The organism is Shewanella sp. Scap07, from assembly GCF_013394145.1.
Taxonomy (GTDB): Bacteria; Pseudomonadota; Gammaproteobacteria; order Enterobacterales; family Shewanellaceae; genus Shewanella; species Shewanella waksmanii.
On record NZ_CP041329.1, the window covers coordinates 4002008 to 4028944 of the forward strand.

General features: G+C 42.9%; 27 protein-coding genes. 10 read left to right on the forward strand and 17 right to left on the reverse strand.

Features of this window, described 5'->3' with window-relative positions; translation table 11 throughout:
* The first annotated feature begins 29 nt into the window (after positions 1 to 29).
* From FLM48_RS17530 to FLM48_RS17545, 4 genes are all read left to right on the forward strand, one after another.
* Complete coding sequence (locus tag FLM48_RS17530) at positions 30 to 2618, forward strand: acylase (RefSeq protein WP_179025539.1); 2589 nt, start codon at positions 30 to 32, stop codon at positions 2616 to 2618.
* 173 nt (positions 2619 to 2791) lie between these two features.
* Positions 2792 to 3235, forward strand: coding sequence for a hypothetical protein (locus FLM48_RS17535; protein ID WP_051484374.1), 444 nt, complete (start codon positions 2792 to 2794; stop codon positions 3233 to 3235).
* Between the two features lie 161 nt (positions 3236 to 3396).
* A complete protein-coding gene (locus FLM48_RS17540; RefSeq protein ID WP_179025540.1) occupies positions 3397 to 5439 on the forward strand; it encodes a S9 family peptidase in 2043 nt (680 codons plus the stop codon).
* Between the two features lie 469 nt (positions 5440 to 5908).
* On the forward strand, positions 5909 to 6127 hold the full coding sequence (locus FLM48_RS17545; protein WP_028771574.1) for a hypothetical protein: 219 nt from the start codon (positions 5909 to 5911) through the stop codon (positions 6125 to 6127).
* 265 nt (positions 6128 to 6392) lie between these two features.
* Here FLM48_RS17545 and FLM48_RS17550 read toward each other — a convergent pair whose 3' ends face one another.
* The gene (locus FLM48_RS17550) at positions 6393 to 6764 is read right to left on the reverse strand and encodes a PleD family two-component system response regulator (RefSeq protein ID WP_179025541.1); all 372 of its coding nucleotides are present in this window, start codon (positions 6762 to 6764) and stop codon (positions 6393 to 6395) included.
* A 503-nt stretch (positions 6765 to 7267) separates the two neighbouring features.
* Between FLM48_RS17550 and FLM48_RS17555 the strand changes: the two genes are divergently transcribed.
* Positions 7268 to 7459 (forward strand): ribosome alternative rescue factor ArfA, encoded by a 192-nt coding sequence (locus tag FLM48_RS17555; RefSeq protein ID WP_179025542.1) that lies wholly within the window; start codon positions 7268 to 7270, stop codon positions 7457 to 7459.
* Between the two features lie 115 nt (positions 7460 to 7574).
* Here FLM48_RS17555 and FLM48_RS17560 read toward each other — a convergent pair whose 3' ends face one another.
* On the reverse strand, positions 7575 to 8468 hold the full coding sequence (locus FLM48_RS17560) for an ABC transporter substrate-binding protein (RefSeq protein ID WP_179025543.1): 894 nt from the start codon (positions 8466 to 8468) through the stop codon (positions 7575 to 7577).
* A gap of 405 nt (positions 8469 to 8873) precedes the next feature.
* Here FLM48_RS17560 and FLM48_RS17565 point away from each other — a divergent pair, with 405 nt between their 5' ends.
* The gene (locus FLM48_RS17565) at positions 8874 to 9797 is read left to right on the forward strand and encodes a DMT family transporter (RefSeq protein WP_179025544.1); all 924 of its coding nucleotides are present in this window, start codon (positions 8874 to 8876) and stop codon (positions 9795 to 9797) included.
* A gap of 56 nt (positions 9798 to 9853) precedes the next feature.
* Here the strand turns inward: FLM48_RS17565 and FLM48_RS17570 are convergent, their stop codons facing one another.
* From FLM48_RS17570 to FLM48_RS17590, 5 genes are all read right to left on the reverse strand, one after another.
* Positions 9854 to 10060, reverse strand: a complete 207-nt coding sequence (locus FLM48_RS17570) for a hypothetical protein (protein WP_028771579.1) — start codon at positions 10058 to 10060, stop codon at positions 9854 to 9856.
* A gap of 309 nt (positions 10061 to 10369) precedes the next feature.
* Positions 10370 to 11296 (reverse strand): hypothetical protein, encoded by a 927-nt coding sequence (locus tag FLM48_RS17575; RefSeq protein ID WP_179025545.1) that lies wholly within the window; start codon positions 11294 to 11296, stop codon positions 10370 to 10372.
* 21 nt (positions 11297 to 11317) lie between these two features.
* On the reverse strand, positions 11318 to 11992 hold the full coding sequence (locus FLM48_RS17580; RefSeq protein ID WP_028771581.1) for a potassium channel family protein: 675 nt from the start codon (positions 11990 to 11992) through the stop codon (positions 11318 to 11320).
* Between the two features lie 123 nt (positions 11993 to 12115).
* Entirely contained in the window at positions 12116 to 13141 is a 1026-nt protein-coding gene (locus FLM48_RS17585) for an endonuclease/exonuclease/phosphatase family protein (RefSeq protein ID WP_256870968.1), read from the reverse strand.
* Positions 13142 to 13646: 505 nt separating this feature from the next.
* Complete coding sequence (locus FLM48_RS17590; protein WP_028771584.1) at positions 13647 to 13844, reverse strand: hypothetical protein; 198 nt, start codon at positions 13842 to 13844, stop codon at positions 13647 to 13649.
* A gap of 231 nt (positions 13845 to 14075) precedes the next feature.
* Here FLM48_RS17590 and FLM48_RS17595 point away from each other — a divergent pair, with 231 nt between their 5' ends.
* A complete protein-coding gene (locus FLM48_RS17595) occupies positions 14076 to 14504 on the forward strand; it encodes a glutaredoxin family protein (RefSeq protein WP_051484376.1) in 429 nt (142 codons plus the stop codon).
* 18 nt (positions 14505 to 14522) lie between these two features.
* On the opposite strand, the gene FLM48_RS17600 is transcribed toward FLM48_RS17595, so the two are convergent.
* Complete coding sequence (locus tag FLM48_RS17600; protein WP_179025546.1) at positions 14523 to 16031, reverse strand: diguanylate cyclase domain-containing protein; 1509 nt, start codon at positions 16029 to 16031, stop codon at positions 14523 to 14525.
* 246 nt (positions 16032 to 16277) lie between these two features.
* On the opposite strand from FLM48_RS17600, the gene FLM48_RS17605 reads away from it, so the two are divergent.
* Together FLM48_RS17605 and FLM48_RS17610 are read left to right on the forward strand one after the other, a co-directional pair.
* A complete protein-coding gene (locus FLM48_RS17605) occupies positions 16278 to 16937 on the forward strand; it encodes a DNA-J related domain-containing protein (protein WP_028771586.1) in 660 nt (219 codons plus the stop codon).
* Positions 16938 to 17099: 162 nt separating this feature from the next.
* Positions 17100 to 17762: a thiol:disulfide interchange protein DsbA/DsbL gene (locus tag FLM48_RS17610; RefSeq protein WP_179025547.1), complete on the forward strand. Its 663-nt coding sequence runs from the start codon at positions 17100 to 17102 to the stop codon at positions 17760 to 17762.
* A gap of 88 nt (positions 17763 to 17850) precedes the next feature.
* Here the strand turns inward: FLM48_RS17610 and FLM48_RS17615 are convergent, their stop codons facing one another.
* The 8 genes from FLM48_RS17615 to FLM48_RS17650 all read right to left on the reverse strand — a co-directional run bounded on the left by FLM48_RS17615 (position 17851) and on the right by FLM48_RS17650 (position 24004).
* Complete coding sequence (locus FLM48_RS17615; protein ID WP_179025548.1) at positions 17851 to 18915, reverse strand: glycosyltransferase family 4 protein; 1065 nt, start codon at positions 18913 to 18915, stop codon at positions 17851 to 17853.
* 167 nt (positions 18916 to 19082) lie between these two features.
* A complete protein-coding gene (locus FLM48_RS17620; protein ID WP_179025549.1) occupies positions 19083 to 19619 on the reverse strand; it encodes a cytochrome b/b6 domain-containing protein in 537 nt (178 codons plus the stop codon).
* A 36-nt stretch (positions 19620 to 19655) separates the two neighbouring features.
* The gene (hemG, locus tag FLM48_RS17625) at positions 19656 to 20177 is read right to left on the reverse strand and encodes a menaquinone-dependent protoporphyrinogen IX dehydrogenase (RefSeq protein ID WP_179025550.1); all 522 of its coding nucleotides are present in this window, start codon (positions 20175 to 20177) and stop codon (positions 19656 to 19658) included.
* Positions 20178 to 20984: 807 nt separating this feature from the next.
* The gene (locus FLM48_RS17630; protein ID WP_028771590.1) at positions 20985 to 21275 is read right to left on the reverse strand and encodes a cytochrome c3 family protein; all 291 of its coding nucleotides are present in this window, start codon (positions 21273 to 21275) and stop codon (positions 20985 to 20987) included.
* Positions 21276 to 21295: 20 nt separating this feature from the next.
* Positions 21296 to 22237: a cytochrome c nitrite reductase subunit NrfD gene (gene nrfD / locus FLM48_RS17635; protein ID WP_179025551.1), complete on the reverse strand. Its 942-nt coding sequence runs from the start codon at positions 22235 to 22237 to the stop codon at positions 21296 to 21298.
* Positions 22234 to 22923 carry a 4Fe-4S dicluster domain-containing protein gene (locus tag FLM48_RS17640; RefSeq protein ID WP_028771592.1) on the reverse strand — a complete coding sequence of 230 codons (690 nt, stop codon included), beginning with the start codon at positions 22921 to 22923 and terminating at the stop codon, positions 22234 to 22236. The genes nrfD and FLM48_RS17640 overlap by 4 nt, the downstream gene beginning before the upstream one ends.
* Positions 22924 to 22939: 16 nt before the next feature.
* Positions 22940 to 23410 carry a nitrite reductase gene (locus FLM48_RS17645; protein ID WP_028771593.1) on the reverse strand — a complete coding sequence of 157 codons (471 nt, stop codon included), beginning with the start codon at positions 23408 to 23410 and terminating at the stop codon, positions 22940 to 22942.
* Positions 23411 to 23494: 84 nt separating this feature from the next.
* The gene (locus tag FLM48_RS17650) at positions 23495 to 24004 is read right to left on the reverse strand and encodes a DUF2726 domain-containing protein (protein WP_179025552.1); all 510 of its coding nucleotides are present in this window, start codon (positions 24002 to 24004) and stop codon (positions 23495 to 23497) included.
* Between the two features lie 536 nt (positions 24005 to 24540).
* Here FLM48_RS17650 and FLM48_RS17655 point away from each other — a divergent pair.
* Positions 24541 to 25506 (forward strand): LysR family transcriptional regulator, encoded by a 966-nt coding sequence (locus tag FLM48_RS17655; RefSeq protein ID WP_179025553.1) that lies wholly within the window; start codon positions 24541 to 24543, stop codon positions 25504 to 25506.
* 69 nt (positions 25507 to 25575) lie between these two features.
* Here the strand turns inward: FLM48_RS17655 and FLM48_RS17660 are convergent, their stop codons facing one another.
* On the reverse strand, positions 25576 to 26574 hold the full coding sequence (locus tag FLM48_RS17660; RefSeq protein ID WP_179025554.1) for a LysR family transcriptional regulator: 999 nt from the start codon (positions 26572 to 26574) through the stop codon (positions 25576 to 25578).
* Positions 26575 to 26937: the final 363 nt, after the last annotated feature.

A 26937-nucleotide genomic window follows, 5' to 3' on the forward strand; every position in this document is an offset into this window, starting at 1 on the left:
CTAAAACACAACAAAAAAGGGACCATTCGATGCGTTTAAATAAGTTCATGCTTACCATGGGCATTGCTTCATCTGTGTTTTTAACAGCATGTGGCAGTGACGACGGCGGCGCCAATATTCAACGAGACAAACCACAACCTGAGATCACTCCGCCATTGCAGGTTTTCGCGCCTGATGGCTTACTGAAAGCCCAAATACGTCGCACCGCTTATGGGGTTCCACATATTCAAGCAGACAACCTAGAAAGCCTAGGTTTTGGTAGTGGCTATGCTCAAGCCCAAGACAATTTATGTGTACTCGCAGACGGGTTCATTAAGGCCAATTCTGAACGTTCAATGTATTTTGGCCCCCACGCATCTATTGATTTTTCGACAGGCTTACCAACCGCTGAAGATAATGGCAACCTGATTTCTGATTTCGCTTATAAAGCGTTAAAAATCCGTGAAAAAGCGGAAAACCAATATAGCAGCTTTAGCTACAATTCCCGCGCCCTGATGGAAGGTTTTAGTGCCGGATATAACCAATTTTTAGCTGATGTAGAAGCCGGCAATCAAACTGCAGAGCCGTTCTGCGCAGGTCAACCATGGGTCAAACCAATCAATGGTATAGATGTCGCTAACTATCTGTTCTCCATTGCATTACTGCCTGGTGCAGCAAACTTCTTAGATCTCATTTTCTATGCCAACCCCGGTGATGGTCAAGAATACCTACCGCGTATCATTGGCCCAGCGGCGACAACTGCAGCACAAACGGCCTTTATTACTGACATAAATAATAAATTTATAGCCCACCAACAAACGATCACTACCCCAGAAACCAACCCACGCGATTTGGGCTCAAATGGTTGGGGTTTAGGTAAAGATAAAACTGAAAATGGGATGGGAATGGTGCTGGGCAATCCCCACTTTCCCCATACAGGTAACCTACGTTTCTGGCAGTCGCATTTAACTATCCCAGGGCACTTAGATGTAATGGGTGGCTCTTTAGTCGGTATGCCAGGAGCAATAAACATTGGCTTTAACAAAGACTTAGCTTGGACACATACCTTCTCTACTGCTGAACATTTTGTGCTCTATAACTTAGAGTTAGTCAGTGGCGATCGTATGCAATACCTGTTTGACGGCGAAGCGATGCCGATTACTAAAGAAACGGTACAAATTCTAGTGAACGGCGGTTCCGCCGGCATGCTCGTGGCTGAAAAGGATATTTATACCACACCAAAAGGGCCCATTGCTGAAGCCCCAGTCACTCAAGCGCCATTTGGTTGGGATGATGGCCAGGCCTTTATGCTACAAGACGCCAACATGGCAAATAAAGATCCAATCGATCACTGGCTTGCCATGAATCGCGCAACCAACAAAGATGAGTTTCAGCAAGCCTTCAAGAATTATGACGGCGTCATTTTCAATAACACCATGTACGCCGACAAAGCGGGTAACGCTTTCTATATTGATGACTCAACGGTACCCGGTTTAACTGGCGTGGCAATTAGCTTGTTAAAGTCTAATCCCGACATTATTGCCACTCGTGCACAGGCTGGGTTTACAATTTTGCCTGGAAACAGTTCGTTATTTGCCTACGATGCACCGCTTGGCTATGAGTTTGCGCCTAAGTTAGAACGCAGTGACTTTGTGCAAAACTCCAACAACTCTTTTTGGTCAACCAACTTAGCTAGCCCACTTGAGGGCTACTCTGCAATGTATGGTCCAGAGCGAGGCCAGCAATCGCTGCGCACTCGAATGGCGCTCAAGCTTATGCAAGAAGCCGGTGGTGAAGATGGCAAGTTTAACCTTGATGAGCTAGCAGCCGCGGCGCTGTCTAATCAAGTTTATCTGCAACATTTGGTGTTTGAAGACTTAATCAGCCAATGTACCGCGCAAGGTGATACGCCGGTGATGATTAGCGAAACACTGAGCAAGGATATCAGCGCTGCTTGTGATGCATTGCAGCAGTGGAATGGCAGACAAGACAACGACAGTATTGGTGGGCCATTAATCCGTGAATTTGCGCATCTATTTGATCAAACTAGCATGTTGAGTGTGCCTTTTGACGCCAATGACGCAGCAAATACGCCAAACACCTTGGCAACTGACGGCAGTGCACTTGTTGCACTGGCACGCGCAGCAATAAACCTTGAAGCCGCGGGCTTTGCTGTGGACGCAGCACTTGGCACGGTTCAGTTTGTTGAAAAATCGCTACCCGATGGCAGCCCTTCAGGTAACAAACTACCGTGGCCTGGCAGCCACAATGCATCTGGTGGCTTTAATGTGTTCTCAACCAGCCTGTCTGGTGATGACACCTTGATACCGCAACACACCTACCCTAGCGTCACAGATCCGGTTAGCCAAGCACAACTGCCTTCAGGCCTGACGGCGCAAGGCTACCCTATCCGTTATGGCTCAAGTTGGATGATGGCGGTGAGCTTTACCGACCAAGGGCCTGTCGCAAAAGGCATTTTAACTTACTCGCAGTCGAGCAATATCACCTCTCCACAATCGAGTGACCAAAGTCAGCTGTACTCGAGCAGCAAACAGTTCCGCCCACTGTTATTTAACGAAGCGGATATTGCTGCAGCAGTTGAGTCTAGCACCGAACTAAGCTGGCAAAAGCCTGAATAGAATGTAAGTTGGCAATTGCGTGATTCAAGGGTAGCAAGCGCTACCCTTTTTTTTATTGTTAACTCATAGATTAAAATTAGCAAAAACTTAAGTAAACCATTGATAAAATGAGCTTTATCTATCCTAACTTGTCAACTAATATCAAAGTAAGCCTGTGTAACGGGGATGCAGTGATGGCTAGAAACATAACTAATCTGACGCTATGGGGTGCGGTAATAACCCAGCTTTTAATGCCGTGCGCAATGGCGGCCACCATTGAGCTCACCCGTTACGATGGGGGTTATCAAGGAGATTTGAACGATGAAAAAGCGTTGATGTTTGTATTCTCAAGTAATAACCAGCACTTTCAATGCCACGTCACCACCACCGAGAAGTACCTACGTCAAGCCCAACACCGACTAGAGAACATTAACTTAAGCGAGCCCAACTTCTATTTCGACTGTCAGTCAGATGAGCAACATTATATGTTGTCAAACCGCTATCGAACCTACGCTGAGGTCATTATAAAGCAGCCCGATAGCCAGTTTCCGATGTCGATGCATATCGAAGCTAAACTGGTCAATCTTGATGGCGATTTCGCCTACGTGCGAAGTGGTGATATTGCACTCACACGCTAGTTATTTGTTGCTTCCAATCTCAATGTTCAGCTACATAAACTTACATATTTTCTGATACAGCTTTTAACTGAACACCGCTATACTCATGACGCCCCCAGCTTACTGAGGGCTAACAATAATAAAACTAATCACAAATTGAATGTTATCCAAGGAGACCACTCGTGAAGAAAGCCGGGATTATATTACTGTGCCTGCTACTGCCTCTGGCAAATGCATTTGCGGCGCAGAACAAGCCTCTTTCAGTTGATGTGCTGTGGCAACTCAACAGAATTGGTAGCCCAATGATTTCCCCTCATGGTGAATACATTGTTGCGCCAGTTACCCAATATGACGTACCTGAAGATAAAGGTGCGACTCAACTATGGTTATTTGCCAAAGATGGCAGTAGTCAGCGACCACTTACCGCTAAAGGTTTACGTGCTAGCGAACCGGTATTTTCACCAGATGGTAATACCCTTGCTTTTGTCAGCAAACGTGATGACGATGAAGCTGGACAAATATACCTGTTGCCTTTAAACAAAGCGGGCGAAGCACAACGCCTAACCGAAGTGCCAGGCGGAGTTTACGGAGTAAAGTGGGTCGGTGAACACTTATATTTCATCAGCCGTATTTTCCCAGGTAAAAACTGGCAGCAAATGAGTGAGCAACTTAAAGCTGATAAAGACAGTAAATTATCTGCACAACAATGGAATGAGCTGCCTTATTCAAGTTTTGATCACTGGATTGACGAAAACAGACAAGCCCACGTTTTTAGAATCAATGCTAACGGCGGCGAAATAGAACCAGTCACTACCGCATTCAATAAGCAGCTACCTCGCTCTTATCAAAGTGCAGCTAGCTACGATGTGAGCCCTAACGAACAGTACATTGCCTTCAATGCCAATGGCTGGGCAGCGGATAAAAAAACGCGCAATGTCGATCCAAAAATCGATATTTTCTTAGCTAAGATAGGCAGTGATAAAGCGGTTAATCTCACGCCAAAAAATGAAGCTCCCGATGCCAACCCAAGTTTCAGCCCTGATGGAAAAACGCTGGCATTTACCCGTCAACTTATCCATGGCTTCTATGCCGACACGGCAAACCTAAACCTGTATGACATTCAGCGTAAAACACTGCGTGAAATCACCACGGATTGGGATCGTTCGGTTGCGCGCTACGTTTGGACCGCTGACAGTAAAGGTTTTTATGCGGCAATCGACGATGCAGCCACACGCCGTATTTACCACATCAGCGCCAAAAATGGCAAAGTGAAGCCCATTACCGATACCACCAACTATGGCAAGCCTTCAATCGCCAATGACGGTACCCTCGTCGCTGCCAATGATAGCTTTCTCTATCCTGCACGAGTGATTAAAATTGATACCCGCAGTGGTAAAACGACTCGTTTAGATAGCTTTAACGACGATATTCTAGCTGATGTCGATCTGGGCACTTATGAGTCAGTCACCTATAAAGGTTATAATGACCAAGATATTCAGATGTGGGTGCATTATCCACCTGGATTTGATCGCAGCAAAAAGTACCCACTAATGATGCTGATCCATGGCGGACCACATAACGCTATCTCTGACGGGTTTCACTACCGCTGGAATGCACAAACTTTTGCATCTTGGGGATATGTAACCGCATGGCCTAATTTCCATGGTTCAAGTAGCTTTGGACAAGAATTTGCCGACAGCATCAACCCAGACTGGAAAAATAAATCACTCGAAGATGTATTTAAAGCCACCGAGTGGTTTGAGAGCAAAGATTGGATTGATAGTGAGCGTATGGTGGCTGGCGGCGCGAGCTACGGCGGCTATTTAACATCGATTATTTTGGGACAAAAACACCCGTTTAATGCATTACTTATCCATGCAGCGGTTTATAACATGTACTCACAAATGTCAGCCGACTTTGCCGTACATAGTACCCGATTTGGTAACTACTGGGATAACCCAGAAATTTACCAGTCTATCTCACCACACTATGGCGCAGGCAACTTCAACACGCCGACTTTGGTCATTCATGGTCAACTTGATTATCGCGTACCGGTAGGACAAGGGTTTGAGCTATTCCGCACGCTACAAAGCCGTGGGGTCGAATCACGCATGATCTATTATCCTGATGAAAACCATTGGATTATGAAGCCTAATAATTCTATTTATTGGTACAACCAAGTGGAAGATTGGATGACGCGTTTTGCCGAGCCGGGCGGACGTTAACTCTTTATACTAACGATTTTAAAGAGTTGCTCCCTCAGCGAGCAGTTAGTGGTTCAGCGGCTAAGTAACCAATTTAAAGCTAGTGACGCTAGGTTTAGATTGGTTGCCACCGCATATGGACCACTATAACTCGCCTTTAAACACTGCTTTGAACAACCGACTTGTAGGTTGTGTAACCTTTTAAGGAAGTCACCATTCTCTGTGATATTCGCCTTAAATTCGCCTGTCAAAAATCATGCTAAGTAGCCGATCTTCTTTATCAATAAGTATTCAACAAGCGACAAATCACAAGGCCACATGACCTCGCTATTTTTAACATTCCACAAGTTATTGTAATAAAGGAATTTTGTTAGCTGAATCTAGCTATTTGATTTTCCTCTACCTGTATCACCCCTCGGATTAAGTAAACTTGCATATTGCCATCAAAGTTAGCTATGTTAGATACAATTTATTACATAAGGTGAGCAACATGGTAAAACCAATTATTGGTAGTATTGTATGTTTATTAATATTTATTGGGCTGCTACAAGGCACCCATCACATGTATGTAGCTGTAGCGGATAATGAGTTGGGGCTATACGCTGTAGCAGCACTAGTGTGCGTGATGTGGGCTAGCCTTTTTGGTGTGGTACTAAGCTTATTTTTCCCGCAACTAAAAGCGCTATGGTTGTCGATTAAAGATGACTGAGTTGCTGAGAATATTTGTGTAAAAGTTTAAGCACATTTGTCTGATAATTGGTAAATGTGCTAGCACAGCTTTCTAAGTTTGACGTTTGACCCATACTGCATCCCTGCGAGTCAACATGAAACTGGACGATTAAATATAATCGATCAGCGATTAAAAGTTAACTGATTAGTTTAAAAATCAGCCTATCTGCTTATAACAATTTGATTCGCTAATATTACGGCAGAGCATTTCCATTAACCTTTATTTTCATATGGTTATTGTACTTCTAGGAGCTCGCTAGATACTTGTCGAGCTTCTGTTGAATAGCATCGGGCAAAATTGGTTTGGTCACATAATCACTCGCGCCTAACTTTTTGGCAAACTCCTGATCTGACTCTTCAGCTAATGTACTGATGACCACCACAGGTATTTGCGCTTTGATGCTGTCTTGCTGAAGGTGCTTAAGCACTTGGTAGCCGTTAACTTGCGGCATACTGATATCTAAAAAGATTAAATCTGGGGTGGTTGAATCTAAAAGATCGATACCACCTAAACCTGAATTGGCGGTGGTGACTTGATAATCATCGCCCAACATAGCAAGTAACACGCCGGTGCAGACGGGGTCATCATCTATAATCAAGATTTTAGCTCTATCCATTCATCACCTTCAAACCATTAAGATTTTCAAAACTAGACTAACCCGAAGCACGGACAACACAACGCTACCTACACTTTATGACACTAAAAATGTGCTTGAGTTCACGTATCTAAAATATTAGCCAACTCACCATCATGATGCAATGCTAATTGAGGCAATTAGGCTTAATAATCAATGAATTATACCTCACCAACATCTAACAAGCGCCTTTGAAGCAAAAGGGCTTAAAAACAACAGCTTACAGCCAGCCCCACTAAAAATTAGCACCTTTTCGGAGACCTAACCCACCAACCTCCCCCACAAGATAAACAACCAACCAACATTGACTAAATTGCCATCACATTTGTGGGTTTGATCGCAAAAAGTGACCACTTTATCACTGTACAGATAGTCGGCAATAGCCTATATTCTCCACAATTTCAGCAGGCACTGACTCGCTGAAATCAACAATTCAATCAGATTGATTTTTGTAACGGCACTCGTTGTAGTAAAAGGAAAATAATATGGCAAAACCACGTGCTTCTTCGCATATTGGCCACGAACATGGTCGAGGAGAGATTAAAGACAACGCAATTAAAGCGTTAGTAACCAGCAATTTATTTAGGCCAAGAGTTGAAAAGCCTAAAAAGGGCAAAGGTTCATACAACCGCAAACACAACAAAGGGGCATTCGCTAAAGGGCAATGCCCCTTTTGATATTTAAACACTCCTGCAACTTATCTCAATTGCCATTCCTCGCTCAAGCAGAACCAATAACATCACCGTTTAGATCAAACATAGGATTACAGATTAAGATAAATGACATGGTTAATTACTGTAGCCACAAATTTTTGCTACTTGTGAGTGCCTGACTTTCCGAGGATAAATTAGGATTATTCAGTTCAATTACTCGCCGCTGCTCCAATTTAGCTTTTTGTAATATCCCCGCTGTAGTTGGATGGCTAAAAAATAACTCATCGAAACTGCCGTCATCAATCGCCTTTGCTAAACCAAACTGAATTCGCGAAGCTAACTGATGATTATCAGCATTAACAAAGAAATATATCGGTGCTGAGTATTTAACTAGTAATCCAGTTTCTATCATCACATCGCTGCGCCCGGAAACCTCCTCCCAAGGCTCGTGTAACGCACGAGGAAATGCATCAAATCGGCCTTTAACCAACATATTTAGCAAGTTATCAGACGCGCCTCTTACCACTGAAAGGCCATGGGACTGTAAAATATCAGCATCTGGCCAGTCATTACCTTGCCCAAAAACCAACTGTTTCATATCTTCAAGATCATTGATGTGATCAAACCGCAACTGTTCATCACGGCGAATAATTGCGATCCGATAACCCATCAAACCTTTCATTATGGGAAAGTACACGGGCAATAATTGCTGTTCACGCTCAGGGGAGGTCATGGTCCAAACAATATCAATTAACTTTCTATCGGCGACTAATTTGATTGTGCGACTTTGCGGCATCGACATAAAAACAGGTTTAAGCTCAAAATCACCGTATTCTGGACGGCTTTTTTCCAGTGCTAATGTGAGCACATCAATATAATAGCTTTGTTTGCCATCGACTTTATCTGCGGAGATATTGTAGCGAATAAGACTTGGAGCTTGAGTACCAAATGCGGAAAGCACACAGGTAAATGGCAACAACAAAATCAATATTACGCGCGTTATCATGCCTGCCCTATGTAAAATCCATTTCATGTTTATTCATACTAGCTCAATAATCTAAATAATGTCAGTGAACCGTAGCGCTTAATTTGGGAAGTAAAGAAAGAGCCCCAGTAATCAGTTTTAGCCTAATTATCTGATTGACAATCTTCCGCCTGCCATTCAGTATGAAACCAATGACTAATATAGTGAAATAATGACCAATATGAACTCCCTTGTGTTAACAAGCCCCAATACACTCCAGTGTAACCAACCTCTAGTGCGAAAACTCGCAACTAGTGTTTGTGTGTGGCTGAAAGCACCCGCGGATCATATGGACTAAACTCCCAGCTATTAGCCATCCCTGACCGCAACTTCAAGCATTGCGGTCGCTTTATCGCATTGCCTACCTGTTGTCGTCACCTTGCTAACAATATGGAACATTGAGGTAGACATGTAATGAAAACAAAGCCATCACTTCCCAAGCTCGTCCCTATCGCATTTATTGCTGTGGTACTGATCTGGTCAACAACCCCACTGGGGATAGTCTGGAGCAGCGAGAGTGTTCATCCCACTATGGCGGTATTATTACGCATGGTGCTGGCACTAGTGATTGGATGCTTAGTGATTGCCTGCAGTTCAATACGTTTACCGCTATCTGCAACAGCCTTTAAATTATATGGCTTTTCAGCCATCGGTATTGTCGGTGGCATGCTGCTAAGCTATATGGCTGCCCGTTATATTCCCTCTGGTACCATGTCGCTGCTTTTTGGGCTGTCACCGATTATTTCAGGGCTGTTGGCGCAAAGGATTTTAGGCGAAGCCAAGTTTAGCCGAGTGAAAATTGTTGCACTCATTTTGGCATTTTCAGGATTGGCCATAGTCTGCTCATCTAAATTGGCTTTGGGCAGTGAAGCAGGTATAGGCTTAGTATTAATCCTGTGTGCGGTAACCCTGTTTAGCTTAAGTGGTGTGTTAATTAAGACGGTAAGCTTGAGTATTCATCCCATCGCAAGCACCGTGGGTGCCTTGCTGATATCAACTCCGCTATTCGCCCTTGCTTGGTTGCTATTTGATGGCACTGTGCCTACAGAGACTTGGAGTGAAAAGTCTATTTGGTCAATCGTTTACCTCGGGATATTTGGCTCATTAATTGGCTTTGTAGGTTATTTCTATATATTGCAGCACCTTAATGCTAGCACTGTATCACTAGTAACCTTGATTACACCTGTATTTGCTATGGCGCTAGGGGCTGTACTCAACCAGGAACAGGTCAGTCAAACACTGATCATTGGTGCAGGACTAGTCTTATTGGGCTTAGCCTTTTACCTGTTTGGTGATAAATGGTGGCAGAGTAAACGGCAAAATAGCTGCATTCAGTGATGGCATTGCGGTGACAAAGAGCGATGGGTCACCGCAATGTTTAACATAACAATGCATTAGTTGTACCCCAGTACAAAATCGGTTTCTTGATAGAGTACATGCTGATTGGTGTGCGCAATCCCTAGCTCTTTCTCCGCTTGCTCACCAATAAGTTTAATCACATAGTCCACTCGACAACGGTAAGCATCCGATGTTTCATAGAGATGCTGATTAATCGCAAAATGTAGCTGTTGCTTAGCGAGGTTTAAGTTTGAATAAGCCATGATGGACTCCTTAGGTAATAAATAGAACGACCAAGTGTTGATGGTCAATATTACCTAGAGCATATCCCATGCCACAATCGATGTCAGAATCACCAAGCAATGCGTAAGCAGCTGTTTTTATATATTTTAATGCATCAATTTCGACAATATTATTGCTATATTTGTTCAGTATTGTTCTAAAAATAACTCAGCATATTCCAATCTCAAGCGAACAATTTGCAAAATGCATTGGCAAATTGAAACAAGCTGACAGATATTAACTGTGCGTAGTTTATAAACCGGCTGGCATCCAAACCTAACTTCACTTGATTAGTCTTCGGTTAAAATGATGTGCATCCGACGAATATCTTTGTTCCACAACTGAATGATCTTTCGACTCTTATCTTTGTTCCAATAACAACGCCCAAATACGATGATTGCCGCCCCCGCCAGTTCACTGGCTTCATCGATATTAAAGCGTTGCTTAAACTTAGCTTGGTAAGCATCAATTGGGATGCCTATGTGTTTGTTCTCCGCCGGATTTAACCAATTGAGTTGTTTATCTGCATGGGATAAGGTGCCCCAATACATCCTTGGTGCACCATTGTCTGTGGGCTCGGCATCGGCAAAGTTCACAAACAAATTCTTGGCACGCCAACGATACTTTTCATCGGTATAAACCCACAGTTGCGACTGTTGCAGCTCACTACCACGAAGTAAGCTATGCAATAGTCGTTGCAACCCCTCTTTGGGCTTAGCTAATTCAGATTGCTTTTTAGCATCATCCGCTTGGGAGTTTGTAACCGGTGTGGTTGGCGTTGACTCACCATCAGCAAGTATCGACTGGGGTGATTGACTGGTCAACGCAGGCTTTAATGGCCGGTTTATTTTAGTGCTTGTATGCAGCTGACGTTGCTTCGATGGGGCAAGGTTAAAATCAATCTGCATGGCGTCGTGCTGTAACACGATGTCATTGACAATTTGTGCATCCGCTTCTTCGAGCTTTCTTGAACTTGAAGGTTTAAATTCGAGACAATCCGCCGCGTGATAGCGAGAACCAAAACAAGCTGCTTTGCCATCTTTAGATGCTTTACGATAATAAGCTAGCCCCTGACACTCAGGGCAATAAAGGTGACAGCGTAATCGGGCAATCTCGTCATCATCAAGCTGCTGAAAGGCGAATACTGAATAAACTCGCTCAGGTTCATCAAGCGCAGAACCTGCTGAAGAGGTTGGTCGATATACGGCATCTAACATAATAACTCTGGCCTATGTCTCTTAGTCTTGCTGCTCTGCTTTAGCCTGGCCTGCACTAACCAAACTCGCAACCACAATCGCCATATAAAATACCCCAGCAATAGCTTCCATATACACTGCAACTTGGGCAAACGGGGTAACCGGGCTAATGTCGCCGTAACCTAGTGTCGTTAAAGTGACGAAACTGAAATAGGCCATTTGCGAAAAGTTTTCGCCCCATGCTTGAGGCTCGACACCGGTAAAAGATTGAGGGGAGAACTCCAAAATAAACAGATAAATTAATGACCACATCAAACCGAGCAATAAAAACAGCGCGATTGAACCAATAATTTTATTCCGATCAACATGGCCAACAAATAGAATTTGCCGCGCAACTGAAGTAAACGTCCCCCAAAAGAAGGCGAACATGAACGACAGCATCAGTAAATCCATGACCTTGATATCTAACAAATTGCGAACTAGCGTGGCCGCTAACCAACACACCACCAGTAATACCATAAAGTGATACCAACGCCGATCAAACCGTAAACTCCGTAAACAGACAATAAACGTCACTATAGTGAAACCTTCTACTACGTATTCTAATACGCCTTGTGGCATCACCTGCACTAGTGAAGAACAGACCAGTAAGCTCACTAAAGCAAAGGTCATATAAAAAAAGTTATTACTCTGATTAATCTTTTGTTGCACGTGCACTGCCAACCCCACCCTGTCGTTTCAATTCCCTGCGCTATTGATTCAATAGCAAAATGCCACTTCAAACTATCACCAACATATGAGTAATGACCTTATTGCGCAAGCCAAATTCAAATGACAATATCAATTTCTAATACGGCAAGTTACACAAACAGCCGCATGATCACTGCTATGGCTATCTGTTGCATACTGTGGATTGATCAGGTGTTGGTCGAACGTATGATAGCGAGTCACCTCGGCCAAACTCTGTGGATTCTGACTATTAAATTCTGCAGAAAGTAAGATGTAGTCCAAGACATTGCCGTGATTAAGATGATAATGGGTAGGTGCGCGCGCTACAGCACTGGGGGCATATTGATTGGCTTGGCATAATTCATAAGCATCGCTTAGGCTATATAGGGTAAATTCATGCTCGCTTAGCTGATTTTTCAGTCGGCTGTCTTGACTCACTAGGCCTTTAAGTACACCTGTTTGTAGTGATTCATTAAAGTCTCCCAGTAATACACAAGGGTTTTGAGTCTGCTCTCGCCTAGATGCAATACTATAGCGAAGTAGTACCGCTTCTGCGCCGCGTTGTTGAGCCGCCCCCCATTTAGCCACCGCTTCTAAAGCAAAACGCTCTGGATTACCCATATCAGTTTGCACTTGCTCATCTACATCAAAAATTCCCCGTTGTGATTTAAAATGCACAACGAAAAAATCAACTGAACCTAATAATGGTGTTACAACAGTGACACGCAGAGGGATACGGCTAAAAGCAAAATCACTAGGCAATGACAATAGCTGCAACAACTGATGTTCAACCGCGACGGCATTGATCTCAACAATTGGGAATTTAGATGCTAACGCCACCACAGGGCGACTATAAATAAAATCATCACTAATGCTTGGCTCGTCAACAACAGCAAAATATTGATAACCCGATTGTTGCATCAACGTTTTGAGGGCTTCAATACTAAACACTTCTTGAAAACCAATAACATCAGGTTGCTGCAAGTCAATATACCGCGATATCCATGTCAGTTTTTTCTGCCATTGTTCTGCTGTATAGATATTTTCAAAATCATAATATGCATTGGGTGGCTCAACAAAATTAAATAAGTTAAGCGTCGCAATGTTAAACTGAGTAAGTTCATTCTGAGTCGACAAATTGATGGCCGCAGCTGAAAGGCATTAGCTAATTATATCTGATTTAAACCACAAACCGCACTATTTTAAATTTCGACAAAATCCTCTACACACTGCAATAAAGGAGTTAGGTAGCAAGAAAGTAACAGGTCTGACTCTAAATAAAACAACCTGATAGCACCACTTAACGCTACCAGGCTAAATACTAAACCTTAGTGGCTAAGGGAACCAACAACGGTTAGGTTGCGGTATGCTTGCAATGCAGGCCTGAAAATTGTTAGCACAGTTTTGGCCACCAGTGAACTCGCATCTCTCCATAGCTGTTACACACTGGGCACAAGAAGCGGCATATGCAGAGGCAGCTACCCCTAAGCCCATTCCAACCAATAAAACTTTAGCTAGTTTTTTTATATTCATCACTCTTTCCTTTTAGTTGACTAAGCTGTTAATCAGCGACGGTGATATAAATCAATTATCGCTATACAGCCGATATTTAAAAACCTTTAACTTAGACGAGCTGAGTTGATTAGTACAACCAGCATGGTCCTTGAACTGTTCGCTTACAAGCACGAAAGTCAGTATGGCAAGCAGATGGATAAGCACCACTTTCTAAACAGTTATTAAATGCATTGTTACACTGGGTACACGATGCCGCATAGGCTGATGCCGCAGCACCTAGACCTAAACCTAACAACATAACTTTGAACATATTTTTAATTTTCATTTATATTCTCACTTATTATTTTTACTTTATAGAATTTAAATTGCTTGTTACTCAGCGTTACTATAACGCTGCGAACAATTAAATATCATCCAAAAATGATTACAACCCCCCAAAGGTATATAGTACCCAATCATTCACAGACTCATTAATATAGTAAAAAAGAACTATTGGCTGAATTAACAGGCTGATTTAAAGTGGCTAGATAATAATAGAAATATAAATGGAATTATAATGAGCAACATCAATACCGCAGTAAAACAGCGCCGTAGTGTAGCAATACTAAAGAGCATTACTTCATACGCACTATGCCTTGGTATAGGGCTTGCTTTGGGATATGGCGCCTTGCATGGCTATCAATGGCTGACAACGCCGGCGCCCGTAGTGGTCGGGGATTATTCACAACACTTTGAATACTCTGACAAGCCCGTGATTATGTATGGTACCGACTGGTGCCCGGTTTGCGCTAATACCCGAGACTATTTTGCCGCAAATAACGTTGCTTATACCGAATTTAATCCTGAAAAAGATCAACAAGCTAGCCAAAGATTTAATGATCTTGCCGCCAATGCTTATCCGGTCATTATCATCGGTGACAAACGAATTATCGGCTTGAATATTCCTGAAGTAGAACTGGCATTAAAAGAGCAATCACTACTTTAATGAAGCGGTGATTAGCCCTTAAGCAACACCTTGTTCAACAGCCGTAATGGCGGGCTTAGGCACATGATAGTGCACGGCATTGCGGCCATTTTCTTTGGCCTGATATAAGGCAGCATCAGCCAAAACAATTAGGTCTTCAATATGATTTGCGGTGGTCGGCACCATCGCAGCGACCCCTATACTGGCGGTGACAAATTCGCTTGTGGTCGAGCCAGTATGCGGGATTTGCAACGCTTCGATTGCCTCAATGCAACGCTGAGCAGGAATCGTGTTATCACGGGTATGGGGTAGTAATAAGACAAACTCTTCGCCGCCATAGCGCGCAATGAAATCACTTTTACGATTAAGACTTTGTTCTACCACTTGAGCCACACGCTTTAAGCACTTGTCCCCTTCTAAATGGCCATAGGTATCGTTGAACGATTTAAAATGGTCAACATCGAGCATCATCAGCGTAATGCAACGCTTGGCTTTGATCGCTTCACTCCAAACCGCTTCATAACGCTGTTCAAAATGGCGGCGATTGGCCAGCCCCGTTAAACCGTCTGTTTGAGATAATAGTTCCAATTGACGCTTGGCTTTATAAAGATCTAAAGTGCGCTGTTGCACCTCTTGTTCCACAATATCCGTTCGGCGTCGCATAGCAACATAATAGCCAGCGCCAAACAGAACAAACAAGCCGCCACATAGCCCAAGCACCAGTGGCAACGCACTGCGGTGACTATCTACATATTCACTGCTAGGGCGCGCGATAATTGTCCAGCGTCGCCCAGCAAAAGTCGATAGTTGGCGCTGGTATTCAAAAGACTCGGCACCATGACCACCATGCTCATTGCCTAAGTGCAAAGTCAGTAATGTTTCTACTAGCGGGTCAGTATGATCTTTTAAGGTAAAATGAATCCCCTTCGTCGCAGTTCGTTGCACAGCTCGGTTGAACATCGCATCCACTTTCAGGCTGAGCACCGCAACGCCAAAGGTTTGTGCCCTGCGCTCAATGGCATTATTAGGTTCTCCACGATAGGCACTGATAAACACTTTAATGTCTAACGCACTGCTTTTGCCTATACCACTTGAGCTGGCAACTAGGTTATCGACGTCAATGGCTTGCTCAATGGCACTGCGATAGGTATCGCGACTTAGCAAATCAAAACCAAGGATCTCATCATAATTTGTCAAAGAAGCCACGTAGGTAACTGGCAACTGAGTCAAACTATCAGTGCTGCCCCGCACTGCCCACTGCAGCGAATCGATATCTTGATGCCTTTGCAAATAGGGAGTGGCTATTTTGTCAAACTCTGCACGGGTGACGTCATCTGAGCTTTCAAATAATCCTTTTAATGCATACAACACTTCTATATTGAGCAGCACCTCTCGCTCTAACGCCGCGGTTTTATCATCAACATCTTGCTGAAACTCAGCCGCGATCGCGCGAGTTTCTTTGTCATAAACTCGATCGACCATGACCGCGGTCACGGATAATCCGGCCAACATCCAAAAGATTAATAATACCCAACGCCAACGGCTCACGTCATGCTTCCCTAGCTAAATGTTATTCAAAGTAATTAGCACAAAATATCGACTAACAAGCCAACTTACCACAAATAAATTATGACTCGCCAGTATGTGTCAATTTGTATTACCTATGTTCATCCAAAAACCTGAGTAAAAGGCGATAATATGTTCGCTGTATACTGGTGACGGGTGATTAATACTTGCGTTCAATTACGACTATGTCATAGTAGAAAATATCGCCAGTTACCTAGAGTCTCGTTTATGCTTTTAGCCAAACCAGCCTTCACTGAACCAAGGCTAACTGATGCTTCTCAACAGGAAAAGCTTTGCCATATTAAAGGCGATAACCCGCTAATTTGGCCGCTACTTAGCTTACTACAAGCCAGTAACCAGAGCTGGAAGGTCCATCATTTAGCTGCCGAATTGCAAGCTAAAGGCCTAATGCAAGATTTAGATAATAATCCCGAAAAAGCCCTGTTCAAGCGCAACTTCCTACTAATGAACGCGCTGTTCAATCTGCAATCGATACTGCTGCCCAATAGCTATTTACATGTCAAAGCCATGGAGATCCAAATTTTTAGGATACTCCCGAGTAACCTTGACCAACAACTCAGTACTGATGATGCGCTGCGAGACTACTATTTAGATTGGGGCAACTATGATACCTGCCCTAATGTCATTCAAGAGATGTTAGCGTCTTTCTGGAGTCGTTATGAAGACTACATTGGTGCTAACCCCACCGACATGCACCATTGCCGCGCCTTAAGCGTGTTTGAACTCAATGAAGAGGCAACCGATAAAGACATCAGTAAACAGTGGCGCCGACTCGCTCTTAAGTGGCACCCAGACCGAGAAGGCGGTGATGCGATAAAATTTAAGCAAGTTTGTGAAGCATGGCAAACTTTGCGACGGAACTTATGAGATCCATGCAAAAACTTGTTACAGGTCACATGCTAAACACTGCCATTTCAAGCTACTTCAGTCATACTTAAGCTTTCGCTATTATGCTAAATAGCATAGAGGTTTGCGTTAATGCTAAGTTACATAAACTTAGACAGACCTTTCACATTTGAGGACAGCAGCTTGATTAAATATATCGCATTAGCTTTAACTTTGGCCGTGGCACCATTAAGCGGTTTTGCCGCACAATTTGTTGAAGGTAAGCACTTCACTACCGTCACTAATAAGGCACCCAGTGCCGAGCCTAAACTAACCGAATTTTTCTCTTTCTATTGCCACAACTGTTTCAATATGGAAACTCAGTTCCTTGGCGATATCAAAGCTAATCTCAATAAGTCAGTGACTTTTGATAGTAAACACGTTGACTTCATGAACAGCGACATTGGTACTGAAGTGATGCGTTCTCTTGCAGTCATTCAAGAAGCCGATCTTGGCGATAAAATGACTCACGCTATGTTCGTGGCAATTCAAGGCGAAGAAGGCGCACATGGTCACAGCCATGACCACGACCACAGCGCGCATGAGAAACCAGAAATCAACAACCGCGATGACATTAAAAAAGTCTTTGCAGAACATGGTTTCGACGTAAGCAAATATGACGCGATTGCCGATAGCAAAGCCGTCAACGACAAAATCGACCTATGGCGTGTACAACAACGTGAATTCCGCGTACAAAGCGTACCGGCATTTATCGTTAATGATAAATATGCCGTTAACATGGGCCAAATTCGTACACTGGGTGAATTGATCGACTTGATCAACTACCTTGCAGTAGAGCACAAGTAACTTTAATGACTCCCTAAAAAAAGCGCCAAACTGGCGCTTTTTTTATGTGCTTTGTAGGCTGCAGCTTGTGCCAATAAGTCTCGCCGAGCTAGTCGGTGAGCTTCATCAGTGTCAATCGCCACCTTTGTATCAATGCCGGCCAGCTTTGCGCAACACGCTGCCGAGCATCGGATGAAATGGCAAGACTTTGTGGTCGGCTTTCTCTGGCTTGCAACTGGTTAACAGTTTGCGATATCGCTGCAGCAAACGCCACCGGGGTCATCGCGGTAAAACGTGGCCAAGCCTGAACCAGATTTGCTGCCAGTAAATAATCTACCTGCTCAGGCAACCCATCGGCTAGAGATATCATCACAGGTTTTCCTGCTAGCAGTGACTCCATACACGTTAAACCAAACGGTTCCCATCTGGATGGAATTGCGACTATGTCGACCTGTTGCATGAACTGTCCAATGTCGTCAACTTTACCAATGAACTCAATATTGTCCGAATCTTCGGCCAATGCACGTAGCTGTGCATATTGCGGCCCTTCACCGGCAATTTTTAACCGTACTAGGGCAGGATCAAGCAAAGTGGCTGCTTGCACTAAAATATCAAAGCCTTTTTGTTGATTAAATCTGCCGTAAGCGCCAACAACTAGTGGTTGTTCAAGCGGCTTAGGCGTAACGGCAAGAAGGTTTAATCGCTGACATCCTTGACCCACAAAAATCAGTCTATCAGCGCTTATCAATTGCTGCTCTAGCATCCACAAGCGTTGTGAAACTGAGATACACAACACTCTATCGACACTGCGATACATCAACTTTAGCATCCAATAAAATCGCTTTGGCGTCTTAACATTATGCTCTACGAAGCCACGACTATAGTGATGCTCTTGCAGTGCAATACGTCCAGAAAAGCACAATCTAAGCAATAACGTGAACCCGATACGGCTCCAATTAGCAGCGTAATGTAGGCAGATAATATCAGCTTGATGCTGCTTTATCTCACGCAGCGCTCGCCACCATTGCCGAGGAGAACGAAAACAGACACACAAGCTGGCAAAGTCATACTCTGCATTTAGCTCACTATCCATTAAGCTTGCCAAGGCAACGTTCACCCCGCCCATGGCCAGGTCGTCCACTAAATGGAGTACTTTTGCTTGCTTGTTGCCCATATCGCCTTCCCCTAGCCCAACACATAGTATCTATCAGTAGACAGTTCACATGAGGCCTCAGCCCCATTGACTATATGGCCAATGTAACATAGAAAAAGATTAACGTATTGAGCTAGTAAGAAGGAAAAGTAGCCACAAAGGCTACTTTTTAAAGCAGCTAAACTGAGTTAGTTTCGAATAAAGTCCAGCAGATGTAGCGCGGCAAAAATCACGTGTAATGCTAAGAAACCCATTAACCCTTTGGCGGCCATAATGTGGTAGTTGCGCCACATCAGCGCATCGGTCGTACCTTGCAATACAAACCACATTGCGCCAGTTATTCCCACCGCTACCATAATCAGCATACCAAGGCCTTCCACACAACTGAACAAGCCACGCCCGCCCGCTTGTGGTAGCCTGCCTTTGAAAAGGCCTTTGATGTCTTGAAGTAATTGTGAAAAATCCAGCGTAAGCCAAGGAAAATACTGACGCCACTTATTACCCATGACATTGGTTACTAAGAAGGTAACAGCAATAAAGCACGCCAACAAACCCAGATAAACATGGGATATATCCCAAAAAGAGGCGTTGTTACGCAGTGCTCGCCCCATCATCAAGTAGCCACTTGTTGGCAATAAAAACAAACATAACACAATCAGTAATAGGTGCTGACGCTCCAGATACTGAGAGATAACCCGCTGAATGAGTGAACGGTTTGCAGCCATATTTATCCTTGATTATCGACAAGCCATTGGCGCTATTTACAGTGCCATTAATTGCTGTGCATAGCGATCAACTTTTTGCCAATCAGTATACTCAACATTAGTATTTGCATCGGTAGGGCCCTTAGTGATCCACATGATAAATCGAATAATATTCCGATCCATCGCGTTATAACCTTGGTAATTCAAATTGCCACCGAACACTTCTAACAAATTTGGCCGCCAAGGTGTTTTAGCTAAAAACGCTTGCATATAGGGATTAGTTTCAGCCGTATTTTTTGCCGGCTTTCTCGCCACTAAGCTCACAGAGAAAAAGCTCGTCGCTTTCTGCTCAAGCACAGTTTGTTGTTCAGTGATGAAATCATACAAACCGGGTGTATGCTTACCGTGCCGAATGCTGGCCCCGAGTACCACCTTATCAAACTCATCCAATGCCGGAGCCTGTTCTAAAGTTGCCGTAGTCACTTGGTGACCCTGCTCAATAAGCTTTTCAGCTAAGTAATTGGTTACTTTCAGGGTCTGACCATGCACGCTGGAATAAATAATAAGAAATTTGCTCACTCTCGCCTCTAAAAATAACTACAATTGATAAACTTATCATAATAGATAATTGCCAATATTTACTTGAATCAGATCACAAGCACTTTGGCTTATCTTGGCATTAATTTAATCTCTATCACATAACACTATCAATTAATTAAACAGAGTATTAATGCGTTATATTTTTGCCTAGTGATCGTATTATTTTAGCTACAGCAACATGCGCTAATATCTAACACTATAGACTGGTATTTGCTATCGAGATATCCCTACCTACTAATTGATTTATCGTGTCCATCTACTCAGAAAGTCGCTCGCCAGCGTCGGCTAAACCCAGCAGCAAAACCCTATGATGTCGTCGCTGTTTACTTAATAGATATTGCCTGTGACTAGCAGCAAGTATCGCCCGGCTCATTGCACCTGACACGTCACACCAAGAGGCTGTATTTAGCAGCCGCGATGCAGCATTGATCGCTCAATTTGCCTGGCACGCTCAGTGCTAAGGCAAACAGAGTGCGGCGCTATTTCGCGAACTAACCATGAGAAAACAAAGGGGGGAAGCACAAGTACTTTTACCAAAAAAGCCACCCTAGTACTGAGTGGCGAACCCATTTGGAGGTTGGGTGCACACCCTTAGGCAGATTAAGAGGTGTGCAAAGTAGTTGCGCTAAAATGGCATCCTGCCCAATCACTTCCTTGTTAATTCGACGAAATGACAACTGTCATCCCTTCGATCTATCGCCTGATGAGAGGCTGATTTTCACTTTGAATTTTAACTATTTAGCGCACCCACTACCGTTAAGTGGGTGCAACTTGGTGGACAGGAATCTAATGACAATCTGCACACGTATCATTAGGGTCTTTTTCATCATGCACGATATGACATGTTCCGCAATCAAGCACACCATCATGTTGCTGATGAATTTCCCCCTCGATACTATCTAATCCCCCATGACAATCGATACAAGTTTGGTTTTCATAGGCCATATCTGCAGAAGGCTCTCCGTTCATATGACAAGCTTCACATCCAGCCATTTCTGTATGCGTATCTGCAATTGAATCTGCAAGCGCTGCACCTGAGAAACTGAGTAAAATGGATAGTCCTAAAACTTTTAGCATGGTTAACTCCTAAATAATGATTAAGCTACCGTCATCTGGCCGGTATAAAGAATGAAATTACGCAGCAGTAGTACACCAAATAAGCTGCAGCTTGCTGTGATAGCAACATAAGAGAATTTACGTTTGGCTGATGCTGTCATGAATAAGTTGAATGCCAATGGCATGGCTAAGCCAACCACCACCACTCCGCCCCAGAAGATCCAACCCCAGAAGCCTTCTCCAATTGCATTGAGAGCAGCTGCCTGACTTTGTCCACCGGTAAGTATTAGGCCAACAAAGAATGTAAATAGCAGGGCTAATTCAAGTAAAATTAACGGAATTTCAATGTTGTGAATGAAATGCACTTCTTTACCATCTGGGTTGCCTTTCATTAACACACCACCTAACAAGGTACCTGCGGCGCCTGAAGAAATACCTGAAATCAAGAACAACAGCGGTAGCACTGGGTTATTGAGCATCGGGAAGGTTGTTAGTGCTGATAGCAGGAAGCCTGTGTATGCACCTAAACCTAATGCTAATATCACCAACAAGCCGGTAATCGTCGCCTCCCACTTGGTGAAAGCATTCAGAACTTTATCAACCAATGGCCAGCGGTTATTGCACCATTTAAGGATTGGCTCTTTGAATAAACAGGCCAACCAGGCAAACAAAGCGACTTGATAAATCAGTAGCACGGCGACACCGATAGACATCACCGACGTTGGGTTATAGAAAACCAATATTTTCCAAAAATCGAAAGGCTTGGTTAAATCGATGACCAAAATACCTAGGCCTGCAAACACCGCAAGAGGGGCAATTAAACAAGCCGCCCTTACAAAACTAGACTTGTAGGCGTTTTTGCCTAATTTAAAGTGCTTTAGCAGTACCGCAAAGCAGATTGCCCCAGCAGAAATGCCCGCTAAAAATAGGTAAATAGCAATTGGCCAGTGCCAAACTAAACTGTCAAAGTGGAATGGGCTCATAATTTGATTTCTCCCTCTTGCGAAGCAATACGGAACACTTTAGGGCGAGTACCCAGTTCAGTCTTGCTGCGATAATTCGGTGTCGCTTTAAGTACTTCTACCACTTGTGAGTGTGGGTCTTTAAGGTCACCAAATGTCAGTGCTTTTGTAGGACAAGCTTCAACACAAGCAGGCTGCCGCCCCTCTTTCAAGCGAGTTTCTTTACAGAAATCACATTTGTCAGCAGCTTTAGTGACAGGGTTGATAAAACGAATCTGATATGGGCAAGCGGCAATGCAATACAAACAGCCCACACATTTCCATTCATCGACACTGACAATACCGGTGCTTGGGTCATGGTATGCGGCACCTGTGGGGCAAACATTCACACAAGGTTTGCCTTCACACTGCTGGCAAGACTTGCGGGTAAAACGATAGAATTGATTTGGGTATTCGCCAAACGGACCTTCACGCTCAATCTCTAAACGACTCACGCCATCAGGTACATCATTGGCTTCACGGCAAGCAACTGAACAAGCATCACAGCCTATGCATTTGTTTTCATCATGAATCAGTGCGTACTTACAGTTGGTCTCATTTTTATCTTTATGAGCATTAGACTTAGCGATACCAAGGCCCGATACGCAGGCTACGCCAAAGGCTGATGCACATGCCCCTTTTATAAATTGTCTTCTTTCTTTTTTCATTGTTATATCCTCCTAATTATTTGCTTTCATGACAGCTAACACATGACGCGATGCGTTTGCTTTCACTAATGCCAATAATTGGATCGACTTCTGGGTGAAGTTGGTGACAGCCAGCACAGTTGACTTTGTTCGAGTGAACATTGTGAGTCCAGTCTGCCTCGGACAACTCTTGTTGATCATGGCATGACATGCACGCTGCAGTTTGCTGCTCAACTGTAGCCGGAGAAGACTGGCTGAAGCCGATAAGATCTGACTCACCACGAGGATGTTTACCTTTATCGCCATGACAGTCTTGACAGGTTTGTCCCAAGGCATCGTTTGCATGCAAACCGTACATATTGCCGTTTTTCTTATGGCACATAATGCATTGGCGATTTTGGTTCATTTTTAGTTCTGACGTTTCTGCTTTGACCATCGGCGAGCTGAAACTAAATACCACCAAAATGGAGGTCAGCAAAGGAAGGGCTATTTTAGAGATTTTGGACATAATGAGTCCTCACATTATTCAGTGATACAATTTATTCTTTTGAAGGATTTGAGTACTGAGGTGGACCCTCAGTACTCAATAACACTATGCAGCGAGAGAATTGCGGATGAGGGATTCATCACATTGCTGGTTCTGTGCAAGGTGAATCACTTTAATTCCTACTTCTGCTAGGGAGTGGTCGATAAAGTCATTGTTTTCAGGTGAATTGTGCTGAGGATCAGTAATCACCAATTTAACGGCAGAGTTATCATCAACCACAACATAGTCAAGGTGACAGTGTCTTAAATGCTGGTGTGCATCCTCTGGTTTATCCGTTTTATCAATGTCGACTATGCTGTCCATTGAAGTGCCATATAGAATGTTATATTTCCCCTTGGCAACAGTGTTAACGATGTTGTTTAGATTATTGAAGAATCCAACCGGTTTGTTCGCAATTTTTTCTGGGTTTAATTTAATATTAACTCCCACATTCTCTACATTGCTTGTTTTGAAAAACTTTATACATGTCATAGTAAATGTCACTAAAACAAAAGGTACAACAATAAGCAGTACAAAGTAGACAAAAGCATAGCTTAATATGACTGATGTGTTCATAAACGCCTCCAAACTTTCATTAATTATTAAGTTTATATTTAAAGCACATTCAGTATTTCCCCACTCAGCATTACAAACATTGATTTAAATCAATTAATGAATAAGGCGATAACTTTCATGACCAAATATATCGAATGAGGTTATTTATCTGTCTCTTATACACATCTGACGCTGCCGACGAACTCTAGGGTGTAAAATTAATTTTTGAAATGCAATTTTAAAATATCTAAACCTTTTATTTTCACAGTGAAAGAACAGATATGCGGAAAACAAAAACCAAAATACACAATAAGCAATAACAAATATAAAAACAATTAAAACAATTACTTGTGACTTTTTAAGGTATTTTTAGGTAAGTAGATACAGTAAACTCCATATAAAATATCAGTATTACTAGATTCAACTAACAACTATAAAAATTATGAATAACTTAATAAGTGACACAGCATGCATTTCTAAAAAGTAATTAAAATAAAACAACAAAAACAATTACAAATTATGTATTGTATTAATGTAGCAACTTTGGAGGAATGCAGATGAGAGATATTAGCTTTAGCAACTTGGACTTATTAAGTATCAACATCCTAGTAAACCTCTACGAATACAAATCGGCAACATATGTATCAAACAAGCTGAATGTTCCAGCCCCCAAAATTAGCCGATGCCTTAAACATGCACGTGAAATTTTCGGCAACGAATTATTCATACGAAAAAAATATGGCTTAATTCCAAATGAGTTCGCAGGAAAGGTATACCCTATTGCCAAGCAAATTCTAGAGTGCTCGAATAACTTACAACAACTCAATGGCGAGGTATTAGCAGAGCACGTTCATGACTTCGAAATTGTTGCCCCAGATCTTGTGTCGTTTCCTTTTCCGAAGATGTTGTTGACATCAATTAGGGATGCAGGAAAAGAAGTTAACTTTAATATCTCTCCTTGGAGCAAGTCATCACTTAAACATATTGTGTCAGGTGATATAGATATCGGTCTTTGTTGCTGTAAAACCGTAGCTAACTTAGAGACCATTGATGAGAATTTGGCTATTGTTCCACTAGAAAAGCTCAATAAACTGTTTTTAATCTGCGATGATGATCACCCCATCCTAAAGGAGGATATCACTCTGGAGTCCATTGCAAAGTATCCCTATGTCAATAGCAACATAGGGGATGCTGAACAAAGGCTAAGTACCTTTCAGGAGTATTGCTGCATCAATAACATCCCACTGAATACCGAAATGGACCTTAACGGCGTATCCAGTTTGTTTGAATATTTAAGAAAGACTGATGCAGTTGCCCTATTGCCATACAGCTCTATTTACAATGTGATTAATTCCACTCCGGGCTTACATGCGTGTCAATTGGCAAAGGTTGAGTCAGAAAGGCTTTATATGGAGGTAAAAGCGCCGACACTGTACATGATTTACAATAGAAACAATCATAAAATGAACTTTCACTGGCTGTCCGATAGACTGCAAGATCTAGTACATACCGCACTGCACTAGCGCTTTTAGAATCAATAGCAAAAAGCCATTAGATAACTAATGGCTTTTTGCTATTTAATAAAACGAAGTTCATTTATAGCGGTTTACTTCAAAGGACTGAGTACTATTTATGTTTCTGTATAACTGTTGGCATAGCTTCAAGTTTTCTTTCATAATTTCAGACAGTAATGCAGCGAACTCATTTTTCTGAGTTTCATGAAATTGTAAATAGTGGCTCGGGTGACGCAAGTTCTCTATGTGCTTAAAGTGTTCTTTATAGAATTGAGTCATATCAATCAGCTCAATATCGTCGCGCTGCTTGCTTAGCTCATAAGGAAAAACCGAAGGCGCCCAGCATAAGTCATCAGAGTTAATTACCCTCTCAAACGCAACCAGTAGGCTCGATGTGATCAAGCTAATATCGACTTTCTTGTTGATAGTTTCACCACAGCGGTCAACCAATTCTGTTAGCTCAGAAAGTGGTCCGTTGTTAATGAATACTAGTCTATGTTCAAGAATCGCCTCTAAGGTGATCTCCTGTTGCAAAATCGGATGACCTTTACGTACTGCCAAGAACCAGAACTCTACGTCTCCAAGTTTATTATTGATGATATGCTGGTTTTGCACCGGTCTAGCTGAAATACAAAAGTCTAACTTTCCCTGAACCATCAATTGTTCGACATTTTCGCCCCAGGGATGAATATCAACGGTATGACTCACGCCAAAGGCCTCACTCGCTTGTTCAATCGACTGTAAGATAAAAGTCGACATTTGCTCCGGTGCGCCAATATGCAACAGCCGATGATATTCAGGTTTCGCATGAGCAACAATAGCCATTTGGTCATAGGAAGCCACAATCTTTTTGGCCAAAGGATACAGGCGTTCAGCCATAGCATTAGGTTGCAATCCATACTGCTGTCGAATAAATAACTCATTATGGATCACTTCACGCATCGTGCTGAGTGCACGACTTACCTTAGGCTGAGTACTATTAAGCTTTTCTGCTACAACACTACCATTTTTAAATTCAAATAAGCCGATGAGCACCTTTAAAGTAAAGTAATCTAACCTTGATAGTTGTTTTAACATGAGTTTTTGACCAAATAAATTAAGTTACTTCGATTATGAGAACTTATCACAACAACTGCTGTCTTAACCTAGTTTAACTCACATATTACCCCTAAAGAGGTATTTTTGTGATCAAGATATGATCCAATTTTGATGACTTGCAATAAGCGAGTTACCACATTTGAGAAGGCCAAGTTTTACTTGTTAACCCACTGTAAAGCAGAACAATTAAATACTGCGAAGAGGTGAAAACTTGTGATGTCGCGATATTTTGATTACAACGATCGCAGTTGTTCACGCTTGGGATCAGCGTAAGGTAAGCATTAGGTGCTATAGATAGCGCACACTAAGAAGCTTAGAGCTGGCTATACGCCAGCTCTAAGT

Coding starts and splice junctions, on each gene's coding strand:
- FLM48_RS17530 (WP_179025539.1), top strand. CDS start 30: ATGCGTTTAAATAAGTTCATGCTTACCATGGGCATTGCTTCATCTGTG.
- FLM48_RS17535 (WP_051484374.1), top strand. CDS start 2,792: ATGGCTAGAAACATAACTAATCTGACGCTATGGGGTGCGGTAATAACC.
- FLM48_RS17545 (WP_028771574.1), top strand. CDS start 5,909: ATGGTAAAACCAATTATTGGTAGTATTGTATGTTTATTAATATTTATT.
- FLM48_RS17550 (WP_179025541.1), bottom strand. CDS start 6,764: ATGGATAGAGCTAAAATCTTGATTATAGATGATGACCCCGTCTGCACC.
- FLM48_RS17555 (WP_179025542.1), top strand. CDS start 7,268: ATGGCAAAACCACGTGCTTCTTCGCATATTGGCCACGAACATGGTCGA.
- FLM48_RS17560 (WP_179025543.1), bottom strand. CDS start 8,468: ATGAAATGGATTTTACATAGGGCAGGCATGATAACGCGCGTAATATTG.
- FLM48_RS17565 (WP_179025544.1), top strand. CDS start 8,874: ATGAAAACAAAGCCATCACTTCCCAAGCTCGTCCCTATCGCATTTATT.
- FLM48_RS17570 (WP_028771579.1), bottom strand. CDS start 10,060: ATGGCTTATTCAAACTTAAACCTCGCTAAGCAACAGCTACATTTTGCG.
- FLM48_RS17575 (WP_179025545.1), bottom strand. CDS start 11,296: ATGTTAGATGCCGTATATCGACCAACCTCTTCAGCAGGTTCTGCGCTT.
- FLM48_RS17590 (WP_028771584.1), bottom strand. CDS start 13,844: ATGAAAATTAAAAATATGTTCAAAGTTATGTTGTTAGGTTTAGGTCTA.
- FLM48_RS17595 (WP_051484376.1), top strand. CDS start 14,076: ATGAGCAACATCAATACCGCAGTAAAACAGCGCCGTAGTGTAGCAATA.
- FLM48_RS17605 (WP_028771586.1), top strand. CDS start 16,278: ATGCTTTTAGCCAAACCAGCCTTCACTGAACCAAGGCTAACTGATGCT.
- FLM48_RS17615 (WP_179025548.1), bottom strand. CDS start 18,915: ATGGGCAACAAGCAAGCAAAAGTACTCCATTTAGTGGACGACCTGGCC.
- FLM48_RS17620 (WP_179025549.1), bottom strand. CDS start 19,619: ATGGCTGCAAACCGTTCACTCATTCAGCGGGTTATCTCTCAGTATCTG.
- FLM48_RS17630 (WP_028771590.1), bottom strand. CDS start 21,275: ATGCTAAAAGTTTTAGGACTATCCATTTTACTCAGTTTCTCAGGTGCA.
- nrfD (WP_179025551.1), bottom strand. CDS start 22,237: ATGAGCCCATTCCACTTTGACAGTTTAGTTTGGCACTGGCCAATTGCT.
- FLM48_RS17640 (WP_028771592.1), bottom strand. CDS start 22,923: ATGAAAAAAGAAAGAAGACAATTTATAAAAGGGGCATGTGCATCAGCC.
- FLM48_RS17645 (WP_028771593.1), bottom strand. CDS start 23,410: ATGTCCAAAATCTCTAAAATAGCCCTTCCTTTGCTGACCTCCATTTTG.
- FLM48_RS17650 (WP_179025552.1), bottom strand. CDS start 24,004: ATGAACACATCAGTCATATTAAGCTATGCTTTTGTCTACTTTGTACTG.
- FLM48_RS17655 (WP_179025553.1), top strand. CDS start 24,541: ATGAGAGATATTAGCTTTAGCAACTTGGACTTATTAAGTATCAACATC.
- FLM48_RS17660 (WP_179025554.1), bottom strand. CDS start 26,574: ATGTTAAAACAACTATCAAGGTTAGATTACTTTACTTTAAAGGTGCTC.